Origin of the sequence: Curtobacterium sp. MCPF17_018 (assembly GCF_003234135.1) — a bacterium.
Taxonomy (GTDB): Bacteria; Actinomycetota; Actinomycetes; order Actinomycetales; family Microbacteriaceae; genus Curtobacterium; species Curtobacterium flaccumfaciens.
On sequence record NZ_QKSJ01000017.1, the window covers coordinates 1 to 21,611 of the forward strand.

Genomic DNA, 21,611 nt, shown 5'->3' on the forward strand with positions numbered 1-21,611 from the left:
GTGGAGGGGGCGGCGGCGGGCGCCGCGGACGTGGTCGCTTGCGCTGGCGCCGGCGCCGCGGGCATGGTGGCGTCGCGCAGCAGCTCCGCGAAGCCGATCTCGGCGGCGCCACGGACCAGGACGTCGCGGCCGAGTGCCGCCGGGACGATGCGGAGCCGGTCGGTCATGGCGGCCATCGTCTGCGCCCGGACGTCGGTTTCGATCCGGTCGCCGACGTGTCCGAGCAGCGCACCGAGGAACCCGCCGAGCACGACGACCTCGGGGTCGACGGTGTGGATGGCGTTCCGCAGTGCGGTCGCGAGAGCGGTGACCTGTCGGTCGACGACCCGCTCCAGCTCGGGCCGGCCCTCGGCGAGCGCCGCGGCGAGCGCGTCGAGGTCGTCCGGCGGTGTCCTGCTGACCGCGGTGAGCGCGGAGCGCGAGGCCTCGGTCTCCAGACAGCCGACCGCACCGCAGTGGCAGCGGATGCCGTTCGCCGCGACGAAGGTGTGCCCCAGCTCGCCCGCGTACCCGTCGGCGCCGCTGAAGGGCCGGCCGGCGCTGACGATCCCGCCGCCGATGCCGCTCGCGCCGCCGTTCAGGTACACGAGGTCGTCGACGCCGCGGGCGCTGCCGTACAGCCGTTCCGCCCAGGCGCCGAGGTTGGCGTCGTTCGCGGCCCGGACCGGCAGCCCCAGGCGTTCCGCGAGCGGTGCGGCGAGGGGTTCGTCACGCCATCCGAGGTGCGGGGCGTCGCGGACGGTGCCGTCCTCGACCCGGACGATGCCGGGCACGGCGACACCGACCCCGACGATCCGGGCCGCCGGTCCGGTGCGGGCGAGGAGTGCTGCGAGGACCCGGGCGACGGCGTCGATCGCGTGCGCCGCGGTGGGCACGGTGGTCTGCGGCTCGACCAGCCGGTCGCGGACGGTGCCGTCGAGGCCGACGAGGGCGACCCCGACGGCGTCGATCTCGACCGTGACCGCGGCGGCGAGGACGTCGCCGGACGCCCGGACGACCCCGCTCGGTCGTCCGACACCGGTACCGGGGGTCCCCGCGGCGGGAGTCTCCTCGTGCACGAGACCGGCGTCGACGAGTTCCCCGACGAGCGCGAGGATGGTCGAGCGGTTCAGGCCGGTGCGCCGGGTGAGTTCGGCGCGGGTGACGGGGCCGTCCTCGTGGACGAGCCGGAGGACGCGCGCGGCGTTGCCCGGCGTCGCCGTGGGCTGCCGTGCCATGGGTCCTCCTCGTTGGTGGGTGCGGTCGTGGGTGGGGTTTCGGGCTGAGCGACGAGTTTCGCACCGGCGGGCCCGTGGACTGTCGCGCCGCGCGAAACCCCGGCGACCGCGCGGCCCCGCAGCGTGGTGGCGGTCAGCGCGACCGCGAGAACGCGGCGTCGAACGCGGCGTCCGGCGGCGCGATGGTACCGAGCTGCCGGACGAACGCCAGCGCCTCGGGCCCGCCGACGAGCCGGTCCATGCCGGCGTCCTCCCACTCGACGCTGGTCGGGCCGGCGTACCCGATGTGGTTCAGGACGCGGAACACCCGCTCCCACGGCACGTCCCCGTGACCGGCGGTGACGAAGTCCCACCCGCGCCGGGGGTCGCCCCAGGGCAGGTGCGAGGACAACCGCCCGTTGCGCCCGTCGAGCTGCTTCACCGACTCCTTGCAGTGCACGTGGTACACCCGGTCGGCGAAGTCGAGCAGGAACGCGGCGGGGTCGAGGTCCTGCCAGACGAAGTGCGACGGGTCGAAGTTGAACCCGAACGCCGGCCGGTCCTGGAACACCTCGAGCGTGCGCTTGGCGGTCCAGTAGTCGTAGGCGATCTCGGACGGGTGCACCTCGAGTGCGAACCGGACCCCGACCTCCTCGAAGACGTCGAGGATCGGTGACCAGCGGTCGTGGAAGTCCTGGTACCCGGCGTCGATCATCCCCGGGGGCACGGGCGGGAACCCGGCGACGGTCTTCCAGATCGACGAGCCGGAGAAGCCGGTGACGGTGTCGACACCGAGCGCCGCGGCGGCACGGGCAGTCCACTGCAGTTCCTCGGCCGCACGCTGCCGCACGCCCTCGGGGTCGCCGTCGCCCCACACGCGCGGCGGGACGATGTCCTCGTGCCGCTGGTCGATGGGGTCGTCGCACACGGCCTGGCCGACCAGGTGGTTCGCGATCGTCCAGACCCGCAGGCCGTGGCGTTCCAGGATCGCCAGCCGGTCCGCCACGTACTCCGGGTCCGTCGCGGCGCGCCGGACGTCCAGGTGGTCACCCCAGCAGGCGATCTCCAGCCCGTCGTAGCCCCACTCGCCGGCGAGCCGGGCCACCTCTTCGAAGGGCAGGTCGGCCCACTGTCCGGTGAACAGGGTGACCGGCCGGGAGGCCCGGGTCGTCTCCGTCGTGTCGCTCGCGTCCGTCGTCGTCATCGTCGTCGTCCTTCTTCGCGGTGGTCGGGTTCCGTCACCAGGATCCGGGTGCGGACCCGGCGGGGACGGTGGCGGGTCGCTCGACGCGCGAGTGCACGTCGACGACCGAGTGGTCTCGGGCGGCGGCCGAGACCGCCTCCATGACCTCGAGCACGTGGAACGCGAGGTCGCCGGAGGCACGGTGCGGCCGGTCCGTCGCGATCGCGTGCGCCATGTCGGCGAGGCCGTAACCGCGGCCGGCGTCGGCGTACCCGGCGGCGACCGGCAGGTCGCGCCACGAGCGGTCGTCGGCGGTGGCGATCGACACGGTGTCCGAGAACCGGTTCGGGTCCGGTACCCCCAGGGTGCCGGCGGTGCCGTACACCTCGAACAGCGGGGCGCGGGTGGCCCACACCTCGAACGAGACGGTCACGGTGGAGACCACGCCGCCCTCGTGCTCGAGGATCGCGACGACGTGCGTGTCGATGTCGACCGGGATCGACGTGCCGGCGTTCGGTCCGGTCGCGATCGTCCGTTCACGGGTGGAGCGGGTGGCGCTGCCGCTGACCCGGACGACCGGCCCGAAGAACGTGACGAGGCTGGTCAGGTAGTACGGCCCCATGTCGAGGAGCGGTCCGCCGCCCGGCTGGTAGTAGAACGCCGGCGCGGGGTGCCAGAGCTCGTGCCCGGGTGCGCTCCAGGCGACGGCAGCGCCGACCGGGGTGCCGATCGCGCCGTCGTCGAGGGCGGCCCGTGCGGTCTGGATGCCCGTGCCGAGGACGGTGTCCGGGGCACTGCCGACGCGCAGGCCGGCGGCGCGGGCGGCTTCGAGCACCGGTGCGGCCTCGGCGGTGGACATCGCGAGCGGCTTCTCGCCGTAGACGTGCTTGCCTGCTGCGAGTGCCCGGGTGGCGATGTCGGCGTGCGCGGCCGGGATCGTCAGGTTGAGCACCGCGTCGACGTCGTCGGCGGCGAGCAGGTCGTCCACGGTGGTCCCGCGCACGCCCTGAGCCGCACCGACCTGCTCGGCACGGGCGACGTCGAGGTCGGCGACCGCGGCGAGCTCGAGGCCGGGCAGGGCCGGGAAGTGCTCGAAGTACTGCTGGCTGATGACCCCGACGCCGACGACTCCGACGCGGAGCACCCCTTCGTTCACCGTGCTGCCCACAGGAGTCCCCGTTCGATGATGGTGCGGACCGGCTGCGACTCGACGATCTCGATCCGGTGTCCGGGGGCCGAGACGAAGATCCGTCCCTTCCCCCACTGCCGGGTCCAGATCGCCGGTGCGGTGACCGGGCGGTTCCAGGGGTCCCACGAGCGGGCCTCCTGCGTGGTGGTGGCGAGGACGTCGTCGTACTCGTCGCTCAGCACCCAGTACTGCTCGGTGACGAGGTCGAAGTCCTCGATGCCCTGCGTGATCGGGTGCTCGTGCCCGAGGTCGGTGATGTGCACCGTGTAGGGGATGTAGTTGTCCGACTGCTCCCCGACCCGTTCGTCGGGGTGCTTGCCCGCGTGGTGCGCGAACTGCCCGCCGATCATGTGCAGGTAGTCGGCGTTGTCGCGGTACGAGTCCGCGATGCCGCCGTGCCAGCCGGCCAGGCCGGTGCCGTTCAGGACGGCCCGCTGCAGACCGGCGAACTCGTCGGCGGCGATGGTCGTCATGGTGTTCACCTGGACGATCAGGTCGACCGTGTCCATGTACTCCCGGTCGGCGTAGACGGCGGGCGAGCCCTCGACCCGGACCGCGAAGCCGTGGTCCTGCAGGAACGGGATGAACAGGTCGGTGGTCTCGACGGGCTGGTGGCCGTCCCACCCGCCGCGCACGACGAGCGCCTGGCGGGTCTGCTCGGCGGCGCTCACGAGGTCGCCGTCCAGGTGCTGCCGGCGGCGGCGCTGCGTTCGACCGCGTCGAGGACCCGCTGCACGTGCAGGCCGTCGGCGAACGACGGCGACGGGTCGGTGCCGGCGACGATCGCGTCGACGAAGTCCTTCACCTGGTGGCTGAAGGTGTGCTCGTACCCGATGAGGTGCCCGGTCGGCCACCACGCGGCCATGTAGGGGTGCTCGGGCTCGGTGACGAGGATGCGGCGGAACCCCTGCTCCCCCGCCGGTGCGTTCGACTCGTACAGCCGGAGCTCGTTCATCGACTCGAGGTCGAACTGGATCGCGCCCTCGGAACCGCTGATCTCGAGCGTCAGACCGTTCTTCCGCCCGGTCGCGTAGCGCGTGGCCTCGAACGTGCCGATCGCACCGTCGGCCGCGCCGCCGTCGAGCCGTGCGGTGAAGAACGCGGCGTCGTCGACGGTGACCTGCCCGCGCTCGCTCGACGCGGTGCCGGAGAGCCCCACCCCCTCGGCCATCAGCGGACGCTCGGTCACGAAGGTCTCGAGGGTGCCGGACACGGTGGCGAGCGACGCGCCCGTGACGTGCTCGACCAGGTCGATCGCGTGCGCGCCGATGTCCCCGAGCGCCCCCGAACCCGCGAGCGACTTGTCGAGGCGCCAGGTCATCGGGCCGTCCGCGTCGGCGAGCCAGTCCTGCAGGTAGAGCGCACGGACCTGGCGCACGGTGCCGATCCGGCCGTCCTGCACCAGCTGCCGCGCGAACGCGATGGCCGGCACCCGGCGGTAGCTGAACCCGACCATCGCCCGGACGCCCTGTGCACGGGCGGCGTCGGCGGCGGCGGTCATCGCCTCGGCCTCGGCGACGGTGTTCGCGAGCGGCTTCTCGCACAGGACGTGCTTGCCGGCCTGGAGCGCGGCGATCGCGATCTCGACGTGCGAGGACCCCGGCGAAACGACGTCGACCACGTCGATGTCCGGATCGGCGACGACGGCACGCCAGTCGGTGGACGCCGCCTGCCAGCCGTACTGCTGCCGAGCGGCCTCGGTGCGTTCGGGATCACGCCCGACGATCACCGCCATCTCCGGCTCGGTGCCGAGGTCGAAGAACCTGGGGGCGGTCCGCCACGCCTGTGAGTGCGCGGCTCCCATGAAGCCGTGCCCCACCATCGCGACCCGCAGTCGTTGCTGCACCGTCGACTCACTTGCCATCCGCTCGCTCCTTTGCGATCACGTGCTTGCCACAGCCAACACTACCGCTTATGTTGGGCGCGGCAACATTTTGTTTCGACGACGAACGGTGACCACCATGGCAACGACGCCCACCCGTGCAGACAAGTTCTCCTTCGGTCTCTGGACCATCGGCTACAACGGCTCCGACCCCTTCGGCGGGCCGACCCGACCCGCCCTCGACGTGGTCGAGGCGGTCGAGAAGCTCGACGAGCTCGGCGCCTACGGCCTGACCTTCCACGACGACGACCTGTTCGCGTTCGGCTCGACCGACGCCGAACGCCAGACCCAGATCGACCGCCTCAAGGGTGCGCTCGAGTCGACCGGGATCGTCGTGCCGATGGTCACGACGAACCTGTTCTCCGCCCCGGTCTTCAAGGACGGCGGCTTCACCTCGAACGACCGGCAGGTCCGCCGCTTCGCGCTCCGCAAGGTGCTCCGCAACATCGACCTCGCCGCCGAGCTCGGCGCGTCGACGTTCGTGATGTGGGGTGGCCGCGAAGGCTCCGAGTACGACAGCGCCAAGGACGTGCAGGCCGCGCTCGAGCGGTACCGCGAGGCCGTCAACCTGCTCGCCCAGTACGTCACCGACAAGGGCTACGGCATCCGGTTCGCCATCGAGCCGAAGCCGAACGAGCCCCGCGGCGACATCCTCCTGCCGACCCTCGGTCACGCGATCGCCTTCACCGAGACGCTCGAGCGCCCGGAGCTGTTCGGCATCAACCCCGAGGTCGGCCACGAGCAGATGGCAGGCCTGAACTTCACGGCCGGCATCGCCCAGGCGCTCTACCAGGGCAAGCTCTTCCACATCGACCTCAACGGTCAGCGCGGCATCAAGTACGACCAGGACCTGGTGTTCGGTCACGGCGACCTGCAGAACGCGTTCTCGCTCGTCGACCTGCTCGAGCACGGCGCCCCGCAGGGCGGCCCGGCGTACGACGGCCCGCGCCACTTCGACTACAAGCCGAGCCGCACCGAGGACATCACCGGCGTCTGGGACTCCGCGTCGGCCAACATGCGCATGTACCTGCTCCTCAAGGAGCGTGCGCAGGCGTTCCGCGCGGACCCCGAGGTGCAGGCGGCGCTCGAGGCCTCCAAGGTCGGCGAGCTGTCGACGCCGACGCTGGACGACGGCGAGTCGTACGACGCGTTCCTCGCCGACCGCTCCGCCTACGAGGACTTCGACGCCGACGCCTACTTCGGCGGCAAGGGCTTCGGCTTCGTCCGCCTGCAGCAGCTCGCGATGGAGCACTTGATGGGTGCTCGTGGCTGAGAACACGGACGAGCGCCAGCTCGTCGCCGGGGTCGACTCGTCGACCCAGTCCTGCAAGGTCACCATCCGTGACGCCGCGACCGGTGCGGTCGTCCGCGAGGGACGCGCGTCCCACCCGGACGGCACCTCCGTCGACCCCCGCCACTGGTGGGACGCCCTCGGCGCAGCCGTCGCGGACGCCGGTGGCCTCGACGACGTCGGTGCCGTCGCCATCGCCGGGCAGCAGCACGGCATGGTCGCGCTCGACGCCGACGGCCGCGTGGTCCGCGACGCCCTGCTCTGGAACGACGTGCGGAGTGCGGACGCGGCCGCGCAGATGGTCGACGAACTCGGCCGGGAGGCCTGGGTCGCCCGGACGGGGCTGGTGCCGGTCGCGTCGTTCACGGGCACCAAGCTGCGGTGGCTCCGCGACGCGGAGCCCGAGAACGCGGCCCGCGTCGCGGCCGTGGCGCTCCCCCACGACTGGCTGTCGTGGCGGCTCCGCGGCTACGGCCCGGCGGACGAGAGCCCGCTCGGCCCCGACCTCGACGCCCTGGCGACGGACGCGTCCGACGCCAGCGGCACGGCGTACTGGGACCCGGTGCGCCGCGAGTACGACCCGGAGTTGTTCGAGCTCGCGCTCGGGCGACCGATGCGTCCGGCGTCGATGGGTGACGACGCCGCCGTGGTCGTTCCCCGCGTGGTCGCTCCCGACGAGGCGATGGGCACCCTGTCCACCGACGTCGAGCTGCCCGGCGGCGCGGTCGCCCGGTCCGGACTCGTCGTCGGCGCCGGACTCGGCGACAACGCCGGGGCAGCGCTCGGCCTGGGTCTCGGCCCGGGTGACGTCGCGGTGTCCCTCGGCACCAGCGGCACGGTCTTCGGGGTCAGCGACGCCGAGGTGCGTGACCCGAGCGGGACCGTGGCGGGCTTCGCCGACGGGACCGGGTCGCGCCTCCCGATCGTCACGACGCTCAACGCGGCCCGCGTGCTCGAGGTGATCGGCGGCCTGCTCGGCGTCGACCACGACGCACTCGGCGAACTGGCGCTGCAGGCGCCGGCCGGGGCCGACGGCCTCGTCCTGGTGCCGTACTTCGTCGGCGAGCGCACGCCCAACCGGCCGGACGCGACCGCATCGCTGCTCGGCATGACGCCGGCGACCACCGACCGGGCGCACCTGGCCCGGGCGGCCGTCGAGGGGATGCTCTGCGCCCTCGCCGACGGACTGGCCGCGGTGCAGGGCACCGGGGTGACCGTCGAGCGGCTGCTGCTCATCGGTGGCGCTGCGCGGAACCCGGCGGTCCGCACCGTCGCCGCACAGGTGTTCGGCCGTGACGTCCTGGTGCCGGAGCCCGGCGAGTACGTCGCCGCGGGTGCTGCGAAGCAGGCCGCGTGGGCGCTCACCGGCGCACTGCCGACGTGGGACACCGCGACGACCACCGTGCCGTCCGACCCGCACCCCGCGGTGCTCGAGCAGTACCGCGCCGCGGCGCGCTGACCGACGCACCGGATCCGACACTCCCCGCCCCCGGAGGACCCCATGCCACTGACCGACCTGCCCCTCGACGCGCTCCGCGCCCACCGCTCGGACGTCCGTCGTCCCGCTGACTTCGACGCCTTCTGGGCGGACACGATCGCCGCCGCCCGGACCGCGGGCGAGGGGGTCGAGTCGACCCTCGTGCCGGCCGAGACCCCGGTGACCGGTCTCGTCGTCGAGGACCTGACGTTCCCCGGGTTCGCCGGCGACCCCGTGCGCGCGTGGGTCAACCGCCCGGTGTCCGACGACCCCGGCGCACTGCCGGTCGTCGTCGAGTTCCTCGGCTACGGCGGTGGCCGTGGTCGCCCCGGGGAGCGCGTGCACTGGGCCCTTGCCGGCTACGTGCACGTCGTGATGGACACGCGCGGCCAGGGCTCCGGGTGGGCCGGCGGCGACACCCCGGACCCGCACGGCTCCGCACCGCACGCCAGCGGCTGGATGACGAGCGGCATCGGCTCACCGGCCGAGCACTACTACCGCCGCGTCTACACCGACGCCGTGCGGCTCGTCGAGGCGGTGCGGACGCTTCCCGGGATCGACCCCGAGCGCATCGCCCTGACCGGGGGCAGCCAGGGCGGCGGCATCACGATCGCCGCGGCGGCCCTGGTCGAGGCACACGTCGGACCGGTCGCCGCGGTGCTGCCCGACGTGGCGTTCCTCGCCGACTGGCGGAACGGCACCGACGTCGCGGTCGGCGGTCCGTACCTGGAGCTCGCGCAGTACCTCTCCGTCCACCGCGACGCGGCCGACAGCGTGTGGGAGACCGCCGCGTACCTGGACGGGGTGAACCACGCCGCCGGCATCACCGCCCCGGCGCTGTTCTCGGTCGCGCTGATGGACGACGTCGTTCCGCCGCGCACGACCTTCGCCGCGTTCAACGCCCTCGGCTCCACCGACCGCGAGATCGTCGTGTACCCGTACAACGGGCACGAGGGTGGCGGCTTCCGGCACTGGGAGCGTCAGGCTGCGTTCCTGGCGGACCGGCTGCAGAGCCCGGTCAGATGAAGTAGTGGTGCCGGTGGTGGGGGCCGGGGCTCCCTCCACCGACGTCGTAGTGCACGGTGAGGGTCTGCTCCCAGTCGCGTCCGCGGTGGTCGCCCCACTCGAACAGGATGCTGTCCGGCACCACGTCCGGCTGGTGGAGCAGGACCCGCTCCGCCAGCCCGATCAGCCGCTGTTGTCGCGTGCGCACGGGCGGGTCAGGTGCTCGTCTGGAGCGTCTTCTTCGGGTACTCGTCGAAGCGCTGGTGGTACGTGCTCGAGAACCGCCCCATGTGGCGGAAGCCCCACCGGTGCGCGACCTCGGCCACCGTCGTCTGCGCGCAGTCGGCGAGCTGGAGCGCGATCCGCACCCGGTCGAGGCGGACCTGCAGCAGGTACGTCATGGGGCTCACCCCGACGTGCTGCACGAAGTTCTCCTGGAGTGTGCGGGAGCTGACCCCGACGGCCCCGCAGACGTCCGCGAGCTGGAGCGGCCGGTCGCAGTGCTCCGCGAGCCAGGCCTGCGCGAGCTGCACGGTGTTCACCGTCCGGCGCACCGGCGGTGCGTCGCCTTCGGCGCCCGTCCCGCCGAAGGCCCGCAGGACGGACTCGGCCAGCAGCACCTGTGCGGACAGGTGGCCGCCCGGGTTGCGGTCGGGGTGCAGCGCGTTGACCGCCACCGCGTCGATGCGGGCGAGCAGGTGGGAGACCTCGGCCTCGGCCGGGCGGGATCGCAGTCGCCCGGCGAAGCGGTGGTCGAACACGACCCCGTTCACGGCGTCGAGGAAGCCGCGGTCGACCCGCAGCACCTGGACGGTCCCCGCCGGCACGATCAGGGTGAACGGTCGGTCCGTCGGCAGGAGCACCGGCACACCGGGACGGGTGGGCGCGTCGTCGTCGACCCGGAGGCACCCCACGGTCGACCACGCCAGCACCGGCGTGCCGTCCGGCGTGAACGAGGCGGCGGCGGCCGTCGACACCGCCGACGACAGCAGCGCGACGTTGTGGTGGCGCACCGTCCGGTGGCGGAACGCGAACCGGTCGGTGGGTGCGAACCGAACGTCGCGACCGTCGTACACGGCACGGACCGTCCGGACGGCGTCGGAGGGGGTCCGGCCGCACCGCTCGGCGGCCCGGGGTGCGTGGCCGACCACGGCCCGCGGGACGGTGTCGCTGCTCACGGGTTCCGCCCCCGCTGTGCGCGGAGGTCCGCGAAGGTGAAGCGCTCGCGATCGACGTCGTCCTCGGACTGCACGATCCACCCGCGTCGGGCAGCCCGTGCCCGCGCCCGGTAGGAGGTGATGTGGACCGGGGCGACCCCCGGTGCACGTTCGTAAACACTCATGAGATCCTCCGATCTGCCCCCGCACCTCCGACCCTGTTCGGAGGGGGACAGTTTGAGTACCTTCTGGACGATAAGCGCCTCCGTCGAGGTCCACAATGGCCCCCGAACGGGTGCGATCCACATCCGCGCACCCCGGATAACGGCGGCGTCGTGGCGTCGGGGGCCGATCCGCCCGACCGACTCGTACCCTCCACGTATGGACCAGGCACCGACCACGGCGAGTGGTCCCGAGCACGGCGGAGCACGGCTGTCCCGCAGCGTGCACGAGGCGCTGCGGTTCGTGCACGCCCACGCCCGTGAAGCGATCTCCGTACCGGACATCGCCGCCGCCGCACACCTGTCGACCCGCGGCCTGCAGAGCGCGTTCCGGCGGGAGCTGCAGACCTCACCCGCGTCGTACCTGCGCGGGGTGCGGCTCGAGGGCGTCCGCCGCGACCTGCTGTCGATGACACCGGCCGACCGACGCACCATCGCAGACGTCGCGAAGCACTGGCACTTCAGCAACGCCGGGCGGATGGCTGCCGAGTACCGTGCCGCGTTCGGCACCGCACCGTCGGCGGCGCTCCGGTCGTTCGACCCGGAGGACCCGGAGCCCCTCGCCACGCCGGACCTCGCTCGGCCCCCGGGCGAGGGATCACGCTTCCGGATCGTGCTCGATTGCGAGGTGGAGGTCGACGACGCCGACGCGACGTTCGCCAGTGCCCTGCGACGCGCCCAGGGCGACGACCGCCCCTGGCACGGCTACGACCCCGACGGCAGCACGGCCGACGTCGTCGCGTTCCTGCTGGCGAGCGCCGTCCGCGGGGTCACCGGGGACAGCTCCGGCATCCGGCTGCGCGCGGTCAACCCGATGCTGCGGGCGCCGGATGAGCACGGCGGGTACCCGTCGGCCGAGCTCCCACCGTGGTCGGCACCGACCGTCCCGCCGTCGGCCGCCGGCACGGAACGGGACTGATCACGCCGTGGATGGACGAAAAGCGCCAGGGGTCGAGGAATCGGGGGAGGATGGACCCCGCGGGCCCGGCACGTGCGGCGGGTCCCACCCGACGGAAGGCAGCGCCATGGGCCAGCTCATCTACGACTCGCAACCCCTCGAGCTCCGCCTCGACGACCGTGCGCTCACGCACCTGCAGATCGTCATCGTGAACCTCATCCGCCGCGGAGAGAGCTTCGTGTTCTCGTGGAAGGACGACCCCGCCGTCGGTGGCGGCCGCAGCAGCATCTGGATCCACCCCTACTGCGGACTGCACTTCAAGTTCGCCGGCGGCAAGTCACCGAGCGTGAACCGCTCGTGGCTCGACGAGCTCTACGCCAGCGCGGCGAGCGGTTCCGGCCTCGTCCTGAGCCCGGAACCGACGGACGCCGAGGGCCCGGTCTCCGCCGACGAAGTCGCCGGGGCCCCGCCGGCACGCCCCACCACGACCATCAGCGCCTCCTGACCGGAGCGCCGACGACACGCCCCGACCGGGTACCAACGACAGGACGCCCCTCCCCGTGACCACCACCCCGCGTCGACGCCGCTCCGCGCTGCTCGCAGCCGTCCTCTCCACGGGACTCGCACTCGCCGGCTGCACGACCCCGACCGCTGCCCGGGCCGACGGGTTCGACGTGACCGGCTTCCAGCCCGAGAACGCCGACACCGCCCTGGTGGACGCGAACGCCGCCGCGATGGACGTGGTCGGCGTCGACGGCCTGCTGCTGAACCGGACGGGCACGAAGGTCACGGTCCCCTCGCGTGCCGCGAAGGCCCAGCGCGACCGGGCGCACGCGAACGGGCTCACCGCACAGCTGCTCGTGAGCAACTACTCCGAGGCCGACGGGGACTTCAGCGAGCCGATCGCGCGGAAGCTGCTCACCTCGCCCGCGAACCGCGCCCGGGTCGTCCGGTCGCTCGCCGCCGACGTCACCACGGGCGGCTGGGACTCGATCATGATCGACCTCGAGGCGTTGACCCCGGCCGAGAAGCCCGGCCTCACCGCCTTCGCCTGGGAGCTCCGAGCCGCCGTCGGCGACGACGTCCGGCTCGACATCGCCCTGTCCGCGTCGACCACAGCCGCCGGGTACGCCCGCCTGGGCTACGACGTGCGCGCCCTCCGCGCCCCGCTCGACCACCTGACGCTCATGGCCTACGACCAGCACGGCCCCTGGGAACCGGACGCGCCCGGCCCGGTCGGGTCGCTCGCGTGGTCGTCGAAGGCCGCCCGTGCACTCGCGACCCTCGCCCCCGCCGACCAGATCGTGCTCGGTGTCGCCGGGTACGGCTACCACTGGAAGGGGACGCGTCCGGCCGGTCAGCTCTCCGACGCCCAGGCCCGGCTCCGGGTCCGGAAAGCGGGCGCGACCGCCCGGTGGGACGCGACGGTCGGCGAGTGGACCGCGACCCTGCCGAGCGGTGAGGTGCTCTGGTGGTCCGACGCACGCTCGCTGCGCGAGCGGATCGCGCTGGCGGACCGGCTCGGCCTGACAGGCGTCGCCGTCTGGTCCCTGGACCTGTCCGACCGGATCGAACCGGTCGGGTGACCGCGACCCACTGACGGACAGGAGGCCCGGTGCACGCTGGCACCGGGCCTCCTGTCCGTCTCCCGGTCAGACGAGCGACCACTCCACCAGGCGGGGGTCGTCGAGTGTGACCTCGTGGACGGCGCCGGTGACCGCGACGGTGGCGCGCTCCGTGGCGGTGCCGGGGACGGGGTGTCGGACCGGCCCGTCGCCCGAGGCGACGATCCCACCGGCTGCCACCGGGCCTCCCGGCCGTGACACCGCCGCGTGCGACGCGACCCAGACCTGCACGTCGCCGGGCTCGACCACCCTGCGCATGCGGCGGTCGGTGAACGCGAAGCGCTGCACCGGGACGCGGAAGCGGACCCGCGCGGACTCCCCCGCGGCGAGCGCGACCCGCGCGTACCCGAGGAGCTGCACCTCGGGCCTGGTGACGCTGCCGTGCACGTCGTGCCCGTAGAGCTGCACGACGTCTTCGCCGTCACGGGACCCGGTGTTCCGGACCGTCACCGACGCGGTGAAGACGCCGTCGGAGCGGACGTCCTGGTCGACGACGAGCTCGTCGTAGGCGAAGTCGGTGTAGCCGAGGCCGAAGCCGAACGGTCGCACCGGCGTCGAGTCGGCGGCGGTGACGTCCGACGGACCGCCGAGCCGGGGGTGCAGGTAGGTGAACGGCTGCGCGCCGGCGGACCGGGGCAGGGACAGCGGCAGGCGGCCCGAGGGCGAGGCCGCGCCGGTGAGCAGGTCGGCGATCGCCAGCCCGCCGCCCTCGCCCGGGAAGAACGCCTGCACGACCGCGGCCGGACGCGGCTGGTCGCCGTCGAGCGCCCAGCCGATCGCGTACGGCCGGCCGGTGAGCAGCACCATCACGGTGGGGGTACCGGTCGCGACGACGGCCTCGACCAACTCGCGCTGCACGCCGGGCAGGTCGAGCGACTCGGTGTCGTTGCCCTCGCCGACCGTGCCGCGGCCGAAGAGTCCGGCCTGGTCACCGACGACGACCACCGCGACGTCCGAGGCGGACGCCACGGCGACCGCGTCGGCGAAGCCGGCCCGGTCGTCGCCCGTGACGGCGCAGCCCGCTGCGAAGCGCACCGCTGCCGGGCCGAGGGCCTGGGCGACGGCTTCGCGGACGGTCGGGATCGCGAAGCCGAGCGGCAGGTCGGGGTGCGAGGCGAGCACGTGGTTGGCGAACGAGTAGCAGCCCTGCAGGGCCTCGGCGCGGTCGGCGTTCGGGCCGATGACCGCGACCGAGGCGCCTGCCGCGAGCGGGAGGACGGGGGTGGCGTCGGTGGCGCCGTCGGCGCTGCCGCTGTCGGTGGCGCCGCTGTCGTTCGACAGCAGCACGAGCGACTTCGCCGCCAGCCGGCGTGCGAGTGCCTGGTGCAGCGGGGTGTCGAGGTCGATCCCGGTGGGGGCGTCCTCGGCGAAGGCGTCCGGTTCGAGCAGGCCGAGCCGTTCCTTCTGCCGGAGCACCCGGAGCACGGCGCGGTCGACGAGTGCCTCGTCCACCTGCCCGCTGCGGACCCGCTCGACGAGCGGCGCGAGGTACGCGTCGCCGGTCGGGAGCTCGACGTCGACGCCGGCCTCGAGCGCCAGCGCCGCGGCCTCGCCACGGTCGGCGGCGATGCCGTGCATGACCTCGAGGAACGCCACCGAGAAGTAGTCCGCGACGACCGTGCCGTCGAAGCCGAGCCGGTCGCGGAGCAGGTCGGTGAGCAGCTCGCCGTTCGCCGCGACGGGCACGCCGTCGATCTCGGCGTACGAGTTCATGACGCTCCGGGCGCCGCCGTCCCGCAGCGCCATCTCGAACGGCGGCAGGTACACGTCGGCGAGTTCGCGCGCTCCGGCGTGCACGGGGGCGTGGTTCCGTCCCGCCTGCGACGCCGAGTACCCGAGGAAGTGCTTCAGGGTCGCGTCGACCCCGGCGGACTGCAACCCGCGCACGTACGCGGTTCCGACCGTGCCGACCAGGTACGGGTCCTCGGCGATGCACTCGTCGACCCGGCCCCAGCGGGGGTCACGGATCACGTCGAGCACCGGTGCGAGCCCCTGGTGGACGCCGAGCTGCCGCATCGACGCACCGATCGCGGCGCCGACCTGCTCAACGAGCTCCGGGTCGAACGACGCGCCCCACGCCAGCGGGGTCGGGAACGTCGCGGCCTTCCACGCGGCGAGGCCGGTCAGGCATTCCTCGTGGACGAGCGCCGGGATCCCGAGCCGGGTCTCGCGCTGCAGGCGGCGCTGTTCGGCCCAGAGCCAGGCGGCACGCTCGTCGGGTTCGACGGGACGGGTGCCGTAGACGCGGGTGAACTGCCCGATGCCGTCGCGGGTGATGTCCGCCAGCGTGCTGCCCAGCTGCACGGCCGCCATCTCGCCCTGCATGGGGGCGACGACGCCGTTCTGGTCGAGCCAGTAGCCGACGAGCTGGGCGACCTTCTCGTCGAGGGTCATCACGGCGAGCAGGGCGTCGGCGCGGGGTCCGGCGGTGGTCGCGGTCGCGGCCGTCGCGTCCGTCGCGTCCGCCGCGCTGTCGGCCTGGAGGCGCGGGTCGCGTCCGGCGGTCTGCGTCGCGTCGGTCGCGGTCACCCCTTCACCGCCCCGGTCAGGCCACCGACGATGCGGCGCTGGAAGATCGTGAAGAACACGAGGGCCGGGATCATCGACATCGAGGTGAACGCGAGCACCTTGGCGGTGTCGACCGAGTACTGCGACGAGAACGACTGGACCCCGAGCGGCAGCGTGTACGCGGCCTCGTTGTTCAGGATGAACAGCGGCAGGATGTAGCTGTTCCAGCTGGCGATGAACGCCAGGATGCCGACCGTGACGACGCCGGGCAGCGACAGCGGCACGACCATCCGGAAGAAGAACCCGAGACGGCTCGCTCCGTCGATCGACGCGGCCTCCTCGAGCTCGTCGGGGATCGCCCGCAGGAACGGCACCAGGATGATGACGGTGGTCGGCAGCGCGAACGCGATCTGCGGCAGGATCACGCCGGCCAGGCTGTTCGTCAGACCGAGGTCCTTGACGAGCAGGTACAGCGGGGTGATCGCGACCGTGATCGGGAACATCAGGCCCGCGGCGAACAGGGCGTAGAGCGCCCCGCGGCCGGCGAACCGGTAGCGGGCGAGCACGAAGCTCACCATCAGCCCGAGCACGACGACCCCGAGGGTGGTCGTGACGGCGCTGATCGTGGAGTTGCCGAGCTGCTGCCAGAAGATGCCGCTCGACAGCACGGACCCGTAGTTGCCGAACTCGAACGGCGCCGGCAACCCGGCGGGGCTCGTGGTGATCTGCGAGTTGGTCCGGAAGCCGCCCAGCACGATGTAGAGCACGGGTGCCAGGTTGGCGGCGACGAACAGGATCGCGACGACGTAGGTCAGCGGGTTCGCGCGTCCGATCGCGGCACTGGACCGGCGCTCCCGCACGGCCCGGCGCCCGGGGGCGACGATGCTCGTGGTGGCCATCAGTTCTTCCTCTCGGTGAGTGCACCCGCGGTGTCGCGGCGGAGCACGAAGCGCTGGTAGATCAGGGCGACCACGAGCGAGATCACGAACATCACGACCGCGACGGCGCTGCCGAAGCCGAAGTTGCCCGAGGTCCGGCCGTTGGCGACCATGTACGTCGCCATCGTCGAGGTGCCCGCGGTCGACGCGATGTACTGCCCCCAGATGATGTAGACGAGGTCGAACAGCTGCAGCGAGCCGATGATCGACAGGAACGCCCAGATGCGGATGGTCGGACCGAGCAGCGGCAGCGTGATGCGCCGCTGGATTTGCCAGTAGCCGGCACCGTCGATGGCGGCGGCCTCGAACAGTTCCTCAGGGATGCTCTGCAGGCCGGCGAGGAACAGGATCACCGCGAAGCCGATGTACTTCCACGAGATGATCACGAGCAGCGTCCAGATGGCGATGTCGGGGTTCGACAGCCAGTCCGCACGGAGGCCGCCCAGGCCGATGCTCTGGAACAGGTCGTTCACGGCGCCGTTCGACTGGAGCATCAGGCTCCACCCGGTGCCGACGATCACCTCGGAGATGACGTACGGCACGAAGACGAGCACGCGGACGAGTCCTCGGCCGTGCATCTTCTGGTTGAGCAGCAGTGCGAGCACGATCGCGATCGGCCCCTGCAGCACCAGGGAGAGCACGACGATGAAGCCGTTGTGCATCAGGACCGCGTGGAACGCCTTGTCCTGGAAGATGATCAGGTAGTTCTGCAGCCCGACGAAGTCGGTGGGCGGGCCGTAGCCCTGCCACTTGAAGAACCCGTAGTACGCGGCGAGCGCCACGGGCAGGATCACGAACGTGACGAAGACGATGACCGCTGGTCCGGCGAGGACCGCGATCTCGACGCGCTTCCGCCAGTCCGCGATGCGGCGCTTGGTCCGCCGACCGGCGGGGAGCGGCGAACCGCTCCCCGCCGGGGACGTCCCCGCGGCCGTGTCCGACCCGGTGGTCGGAGTCGTACCGAGCGAGGTGTCGAGGGTCATGCTCAGCCCTTGGCCGCAGCCTGGTTGGTGGTCTCGACGATGTCCTTCGCGTCGCCCTTGCCGGCGAGCAGGTCGACCACGCTGGTGTTCAGCGCGTTGCCGACGTTCTGGCCGTACAGGGTGTCGAGGTACTGCGAGACGAACGGGGCCTCCTGGTAGGCGGCCAGGGCCGACTTGAGGTAGTCCGAGTCGACGACCGACTGGGCTTCCTTGTTCACCGGGATGGCGTTGAAGGCCTTGTAGTAGCCCTCCTGGTTGTCCTTCTGCACGATGAAGTTCAGGAAGTCGGTGCACGCCTTCTTCGGTGCCTGCGCCGAGCAGGAGTTGCCGTCGACACCACCCATCATCGACTTCGGGTCACCCTTGCCGCCGTCGATCGCGGGGAACGGGAACCAGCCGAGGTCGGGCAGCGGCTTGGCGTCCGGCGTCAGCGACGCGATCACGCCCGGGTCCCACGCACCCATGAGCTCCATCGCGGCCTTGTGGTTGGCGAGGAGACCGGCGGAGCTGCCGGCGCCCTGCTGTGCGGCGGTGGTCAGGAAGCCGTTGTTGAACGGCTTGGTGGCGTTGAAGTCCTCGAGCTGCTCGCCCGCCTTCGTCCAGCAGGCGTTGTCGAACTTCAGCGACTCCGCGGCGTCCTCGAGCGTCTTCTGGCTGCACTCGCGGAGCGCGAAGTTGTAGTACCAGTGGGCGGCCGGCCAGGCGTCCTTCGCGCCGACGGCGACCGGGTCGATGTCCTTGGCCTTGAGCTTCGTGATCGCGTCGTTCAGCTCGTCCATGGTCGTGGGCGTGCCCTCGATACCGGCTTCCTTGAACAGGTCCTTCGAGTACCAGATGCCCTCGGGGAGCACCGCGCCCGGCATGGCGTACGTCTTGCCGTCCTTCTCGTACCCGGCGAACGTGCCCGCACTGATGGACTTCTTCGCGTCGGCGCTGATGGAGTCGGAGATGTCCATGAGCTGCCCGGCAGCGATCATCGCGTCCATCTTGCCGCCGCCGCGCTGCAGGAACACGTCGGGGGCATCGCCGGAGTTGAGGGCGGTCTGGAGCTTGCCGTCCAGGTCCTCGTTCTGGATCGCCTGGGTCTTGATGGTGACGTTCGGGTACTTCTCCTCGAACGCCTTGACCGTCGAGGCCCAGTAGGCCTTGCCCGGTCCGGTGGTCGAGTTGTGCCAGAAGGTCATCGTGACCTTCCCGCCGTCCTCGGAGGCATCGCTGCCCGCCGAGCACCCACTGGCCACCAGTGCTGTCGCCCCGATCAGCGCGATGGCTGCCGCGGCACGGATCTTCCTCGTCATCGTGGAACTCCTGAAGTGTCGTCGTTGACATGCGCGACATCGACTGCCGCTGCGGAGAGCATGCCTGCTGCTCCGGGCCGATGTCAATCGATATCGATAACGTTTTCTTCATCGATTGCATGGTGCCGCAGCGGTACGGTGTGCACATGGACTCGGCACTCGGCGCGCGTCCCGGTGCCGGCCGGGTGACGATCGGCGACGTGGCGCGGGTGGCCGGGGTGTCGATCCCGACGGTGTCCAAGGTGATCAACCAGCGGGACGGGGTCGCACCCGCCACGATGCTCCGCGTGCAGCAGGTGGTCGAGGACCTGGGGTACGAGACCTCGCTGGTCGCCCGGAGCCTGCGGAGTTCGCGGACCGGGGTCGTCGGCATCCTGGTGCCCGAGTTCGAGCCGTTCTCGACCGAGCTGCTCCGCGGCATCTCGCGGGCGGCCACCGGCACCGGCTACGAGCTGCTCGCCTACGCCGGCCTGATGACCGGCGCCGACCGACCCGGGTGGGAGCGCCGGTCGCTGTCCCGCCTCTCCGGCACCCTGATCGACGGCGCGATCGTCGTCACCCCGACCACGGCACTGTCGAGCTCGTCGATCCCCGTCGTGGCGATCGACCCGCACACCGGGCCGGAAGGGCACGCCACCGTCGACGCCGACAACGAGGCCGGCGCGGTGCAGGCCGTCGAACACCTGCTCGCACTCGGACACACTCGCATCGCGCACCTGCAGGGACGCGCCGACCTGGCCTCCGCCCAGCTGCGCGCGGCCGGGTACCGCTCGGCCCTGACGGCCGCGGGCATCACGGTCGACGAGTGCCTGCTGCGTGACGGCGGCTACCAGGAGGACCAGTCCGCGGCCGTCGCCCGTGAGCTCCTGGCCCTCGCCGACCGCCCCACCGCGGTGTTCGCCGCGAACGACTCGTCGGCGATCGGCGTGCTCCGCGCCGCGGCCGAGATCGGGCTCCGCGTGCCCCAGGACCTGTCCGTCGTGGGCTTCGACGACGTGCCGCAGGCGTCCACCACGACCCCGCCGCTCACCACGGTGTCGCAGCCGCTCGCCGAGCTCGGGTCACACGCCGTGCAGATGCTCCTGACGATGCTCCGTGGCGAACCGACCACGGACCACGTCCGGCTCCCCACGACCCTGCGCGTGCGGGCGAGCACGGGCCCCGCACCGAGGCCGGCACCCGGCCGCTGAGCACCCGCCGTCGTCAGCGGCGCAGGGTCTGCTTCGGGTACTCGCCGAACCGGGCAGCGTACGCCGCCGAGAACCGGCCGAGGTGGGCGAACCCCCACCGTCGGGCGACGTCGCCGACGACCCCGGCCTGCGGGTCGAGCTCGAGCAGTTCCCCGCGCACCCGGTCGAGCCGGACCTCGCGCAGGTAGGTCAGCGGCGACACGTCGAACACCCGGCGGAACGACTCCTGGACCGACCGCACGCTCAGGCCGGCGACCTCGGACAGCTCCTGGACGGTGACCGGCTCGGCGGCGTGCGCGTGGATGTACTCCACTGCTGCCCGCAGCCGGGCGTTCCGGGGCAGGCCGAGCACCGCGGGCAGGTCGTCGGCCTGCGGCGGGAAGGTGTCCAGGAACGCGGTGGCCGCCGACCGCTTGGCCTCGTGCCACGCGTCCGAGTCGGGCCCCTCGGCGCGCAGCGCCCGGGACAGCGCCAGGAGCGCCCCCTGCCAGCGCTCCGCCGTGTCGGGCTCCGGCGCGCGGGTGGGGTCGAACCGCAGTGGTGCGGCGTCGACCTCCAGGTGCTCGAACGCGACGCGGTGCACGTACTCCCGCCCGAAGTGCACCAACCGCTGGTCGTGGTCCTCGGCCGTGAACACGAAGTCGTCCTCGGGCGGCAGGAGCACGGGGACGTCGCGGCGCAACTCCATCCGGACGCGCCCGGAGTCCAGGTGCGCGGTCCCGCTGGTGATCCACGTCACCACGTAGTCGGTGCCGACGGGCACCGAGCCGCGCACGGCACCGCGGAGCTGCGAACGCCGGATGCTCACGTCGGAGTCCCCGACGGCCGTGTACCGGTAGGAGAAGTCGTCGTCGATGCGCCGGACGGACCACCGATCGGCGCCGTGGACGGCGGCGAGGTCGCGCTCGGCCGAGTCGGGGTCCCCGCCGGAGACCTCGAAACGGACCGGTTCACCGGCGCGGGAAGCGGACTGCGGAGTCGGGACGGGGTCAGCCACGGTGCCCCGAATCCGTCATCGCCACCTGAACCGTTCCACGCTTCGCGTTATGTGGATACGCTGGGGCGGTGACTGCGGCGTATCGTGATCCGGACGAGACCCGTGCAGAGGGGGCGTTGTCGTGAGCGATGTCGACCTGGACGCGGCTCTGACCCGGCTCGAGGCCGCGGTCTCCGAACTGCGCGGGCGCCTGCGCGACGAGCTCGGCGTCTCCGGCGGCGACCTGACGCTGCTGCAGTTCGTCTCGCGCGCCGAGGAAGCGGGCCGGACGGTGCGCGTGAAGGACCTGTCGAAGCACCTGGGGCTCACCGGCCCGGCGGTCACCGGCATGGTGGACCGACTCGAGCACAGCGGACACCTCAGTCGCATCCCGAACCCGGATGACGGCCGCAGCCGGCACATCGAGCTGACCGATGCTGCCCGCCGCGACTACGCGCGCGCGATGGACGGCACGAACAAGCACCTGCACGACCTGATGGCCTCCTTCTCGGAACGGGAGCGGGCCAGGTTCGTGCGGATCATCGACCGCATCGTCGCGGCCGTCGATCTCGGCGCACCGAGCCCCTGACGGCA

General features: G+C 72.3%; 21 protein-coding genes. 8 read left to right on the forward strand and 13 right to left on the reverse strand.

Annotated features, from left to right (window positions below; translation table 11 throughout):
• The 5 genes from DEJ27_RS15885 to DEJ27_RS15905 all read right to left on the reverse strand — a co-directional run.
• On the reverse strand, positions 1–1,217 hold a 1,217-nt coding region (locus DEJ27_RS15885), incomplete at its 3' end, for an ROK family transcriptional regulator (protein ID WP_111091410.1).
• A gap of 133 nt (positions 1,218–1,350) precedes the next feature.
• A complete protein-coding gene (locus DEJ27_RS15890; protein ID WP_110862655.1) occupies positions 1,351–2,400 on the reverse strand; it encodes a sugar phosphate isomerase/epimerase in 1,050 nt (349 codons plus the stop codon).
• Positions 2,401–2,434: 34 nt separating this feature from the next.
• On the reverse strand, positions 2,435–3,547 hold the full coding sequence (locus tag DEJ27_RS15895) for a Gfo/Idh/MocA family protein (protein ID WP_111091411.1): 1,113 nt from the start codon (positions 3,545–3,547) through the stop codon (positions 2,435–2,437).
• A complete protein-coding gene (locus DEJ27_RS15900) occupies positions 3,532–4,239 on the reverse strand; it encodes a ThuA domain-containing protein (RefSeq protein ID WP_111091412.1) in 708 nt (235 codons plus the stop codon). Before DEJ27_RS15900 ends, DEJ27_RS15895 begins: the two co-directional genes overlap by 16 nt.
• Positions 4,236–5,432, reverse strand: coding sequence for a Gfo/Idh/MocA family protein (locus DEJ27_RS15905; protein WP_231495606.1), 1,197 nt, complete (start codon positions 5,430–5,432; stop codon positions 4,236–4,238). Before DEJ27_RS15905 ends, DEJ27_RS15900 begins: the two co-directional genes overlap by 4 nt.
• A 97-nt stretch (positions 5,433–5,529) precedes the next feature.
• Here DEJ27_RS15905 and xylA point away from each other — a divergent pair, with 97 nt between their 5' ends.
• From xylA to DEJ27_RS15920, 3 genes are read left to right on the forward strand one after another with little or no spacing between them, the layout of a single operon-like run.
• Positions 5,530–6,723, forward strand: coding sequence for a xylose isomerase (gene xylA, locus DEJ27_RS15910; protein WP_111091413.1), 1,194 nt, complete (start codon positions 5,530–5,532; stop codon positions 6,721–6,723).
• Positions 6,716–8,200, forward strand: a complete 1,485-nt coding sequence (xylB, locus tag DEJ27_RS15915; RefSeq protein ID WP_111091433.1) for a xylulokinase — start codon at positions 6,716–6,718, stop codon at positions 8,198–8,200. The genes xylA and xylB overlap by 8 nt, the downstream gene beginning before the upstream one ends.
• Before the next feature lie 42 nt (positions 8,201–8,242).
• Entirely contained in the window at positions 8,243–9,244 is a 1,002-nt protein-coding gene (locus tag DEJ27_RS15920; protein WP_111091414.1) for an acetylxylan esterase, read from the forward strand.
• On the opposite strand, the gene DEJ27_RS15925 is transcribed toward DEJ27_RS15920, so the two are convergent.
• Genes DEJ27_RS15925 through DEJ27_RS17855 form a run of 3 tightly spaced genes read right to left on the reverse strand, consistent with a single transcriptional unit; the run spans position 9,237 to position 10,565 of the window.
• Positions 9,237–9,431 (reverse strand): hypothetical protein, encoded by a 195-nt coding sequence (locus tag DEJ27_RS15925; RefSeq protein ID WP_110862651.1) that lies wholly within the window; start codon positions 9,429–9,431, stop codon positions 9,237–9,239. The genes DEJ27_RS15920 and DEJ27_RS15925 overlap by 8 nt on opposite strands.
• A gap of 7 nt (positions 9,432–9,438) precedes the next feature.
• Entirely contained in the window at positions 9,439–10,401 is a 963-nt protein-coding gene (locus DEJ27_RS17950) for a helix-turn-helix transcriptional regulator (RefSeq protein WP_220032972.1), read from the reverse strand.
• Entirely contained in the window at positions 10,398–10,565 is a 168-nt protein-coding gene (locus DEJ27_RS17855; protein ID WP_181420178.1) for a hypothetical protein, read from the reverse strand. The genes DEJ27_RS17950 and DEJ27_RS17855 overlap by 4 nt, the downstream gene beginning before the upstream one ends.
• 196 nt (positions 10,566–10,761) lie before the next feature.
• Here DEJ27_RS17855 and DEJ27_RS15940 point away from each other — a divergent pair, with 196 nt between their 5' ends.
• The 3 genes from DEJ27_RS15940 (at position 10,762) to DEJ27_RS15950 (ending at position 13,085) form a co-directional block, all read left to right on the forward strand.
• Positions 10,762–11,520, forward strand: a complete 759-nt coding sequence (locus tag DEJ27_RS15940) for an AraC family transcriptional regulator (protein WP_181420177.1) — start codon at positions 10,762–10,764, stop codon at positions 11,518–11,520.
• A 106-nt stretch (positions 11,521–11,626) separates the two neighbouring features.
• Positions 11,627–12,004, forward strand: coding sequence for an ATP-dependent DNA ligase (locus DEJ27_RS15945; protein WP_110862649.1), 378 nt, complete (start codon positions 11,627–11,629; stop codon positions 12,002–12,004).
• A 55-nt stretch (positions 12,005–12,059) separates the two neighbouring features.
• A complete protein-coding gene (locus tag DEJ27_RS15950; protein WP_110862648.1) occupies positions 12,060–13,085 on the forward strand; it encodes a glycosyl hydrolase family 18 protein in 1,026 nt (341 codons plus the stop codon).
• Positions 13,086–13,151: 66 nt separating this feature from the next.
• Here the strand turns inward: DEJ27_RS15950 and DEJ27_RS15955 are convergent, their stop codons facing one another.
• From DEJ27_RS15955 to DEJ27_RS15970, 4 genes are read right to left on the reverse strand one after another with little or no spacing between them, the layout of a single operon-like run.
• Positions 13,152–15,653 carry a glycoside hydrolase family 3 N-terminal domain-containing protein gene (locus tag DEJ27_RS15955; protein WP_181430178.1) on the reverse strand — a complete coding sequence of 834 codons (2,502 nt, stop codon included), beginning with the start codon at positions 15,651–15,653 and terminating at the stop codon, positions 13,152–13,154.
• Positions 15,650–16,531, reverse strand: coding sequence for a carbohydrate ABC transporter permease (locus DEJ27_RS15960; RefSeq protein ID WP_017886791.1), 882 nt, complete (start codon positions 16,529–16,531; stop codon positions 15,650–15,652). The genes DEJ27_RS15955 and DEJ27_RS15960 overlap by 4 nt, the downstream gene beginning before the upstream one ends.
• Positions 16,531–17,553, reverse strand: coding sequence for a carbohydrate ABC transporter permease (locus DEJ27_RS15965; protein ID WP_027464452.1), 1,023 nt, complete (start codon positions 17,551–17,553; stop codon positions 16,531–16,533). The genes DEJ27_RS15960 and DEJ27_RS15965 overlap by 1 nt, the downstream gene beginning before the upstream one ends.
• A gap of 2 nt (positions 17,554–17,555) precedes the next feature.
• Positions 17,556–18,851 carry an ABC transporter substrate-binding protein gene (locus DEJ27_RS15970; RefSeq protein WP_110862647.1) on the reverse strand — a complete coding sequence of 432 codons (1,296 nt, stop codon included), beginning with the start codon at positions 18,849–18,851 and terminating at the stop codon, positions 17,556–17,558.
• A 146-nt stretch (positions 18,852–18,997) separates the two neighbouring features.
• On the opposite strand from DEJ27_RS15970, the gene DEJ27_RS15975 reads away from it, so the two are divergent.
• Positions 18,998–20,041 carry a LacI family DNA-binding transcriptional regulator gene (locus DEJ27_RS15975; protein WP_181430179.1) on the forward strand — a complete coding sequence of 348 codons (1,044 nt, stop codon included), beginning with the start codon at positions 18,998–19,000 and terminating at the stop codon, positions 20,039–20,041.
• A gap of 13 nt (positions 20,042–20,054) precedes the next feature.
• On the opposite strand, the gene DEJ27_RS15980 is transcribed toward DEJ27_RS15975, so the two are convergent.
• Entirely contained in the window at positions 20,055–21,038 is a 984-nt protein-coding gene (locus DEJ27_RS15980) for a helix-turn-helix domain-containing protein (RefSeq protein WP_111091415.1), read from the reverse strand.
• A 121-nt stretch (positions 21,039–21,159) separates the two neighbouring features.
• Here DEJ27_RS15980 and DEJ27_RS15985 point away from each other — a divergent pair, with 121 nt between their 5' ends.
• Entirely contained in the window at positions 21,160–21,606 is a 447-nt protein-coding gene (locus DEJ27_RS15985; RefSeq protein WP_110862645.1) for a MarR family winged helix-turn-helix transcriptional regulator, read from the forward strand.
• Positions 21,607–21,611: the final 5 nt, after the last annotated feature.

What these genes read in the sequence shown, in the direction of transcription:
- DEJ27_RS15890 (WP_110862655.1), bottom strand. Translation starts at nt 2,400, where the DNA reads ATGACGACGACGGACGCGAGCGACACGACGGAGACGACCCGGGCCTCC.
- DEJ27_RS15905 (WP_231495606.1), bottom strand. Translation starts at nt 5,432, where the DNA reads ATGGCAAGTGAGTCGACGGTGCAGCAACGACTGCGGGTCGCGATGGTG.
- xylA (WP_111091413.1), top strand. Translation starts at nt 5,530, where the DNA reads ATGGCAACGACGCCCACCCGTGCAGACAAGTTCTCCTTCGGTCTCTGG.
- DEJ27_RS15920 (WP_111091414.1), top strand. Translation starts at nt 8,243, where the DNA reads ATGCCACTGACCGACCTGCCCCTCGACGCGCTCCGCGCCCACCGCTCG.
- DEJ27_RS17855 (WP_181420178.1), bottom strand. Translation starts at nt 10,565, where the DNA reads ATGAGTGTTTACGAACGTGCACCGGGGGTCGCCCCGGTCCACATCACC.
- DEJ27_RS15940 (WP_181420177.1), top strand. Translation starts at nt 10,762, where the DNA reads ATGGACCAGGCACCGACCACGGCGAGTGGTCCCGAGCACGGCGGAGCA.
- DEJ27_RS15945 (WP_110862649.1), top strand. Translation starts at nt 11,627, where the DNA reads ATGGGCCAGCTCATCTACGACTCGCAACCCCTCGAGCTCCGCCTCGAC.
- DEJ27_RS15960 (WP_017886791.1), bottom strand. Translation starts at nt 16,531, where the DNA reads ATGGCCACCACGAGCATCGTCGCCCCCGGGCGCCGGGCCGTGCGGGAG.
- DEJ27_RS15965 (WP_027464452.1), bottom strand. Translation starts at nt 17,553, where the DNA reads ATGACCCTCGACACCTCGCTCGGTACGACTCCGACCACCGGGTCGGAC.
- DEJ27_RS15970 (WP_110862647.1), bottom strand. Translation starts at nt 18,851, where the DNA reads ATGACGAGGAAGATCCGTGCCGCGGCAGCCATCGCGCTGATCGGGGCG.
- DEJ27_RS15975 (WP_181430179.1), top strand. Translation starts at nt 18,998, where the DNA reads ATGGACTCGGCACTCGGCGCGCGTCCCGGTGCCGGCCGGGTGACGATC.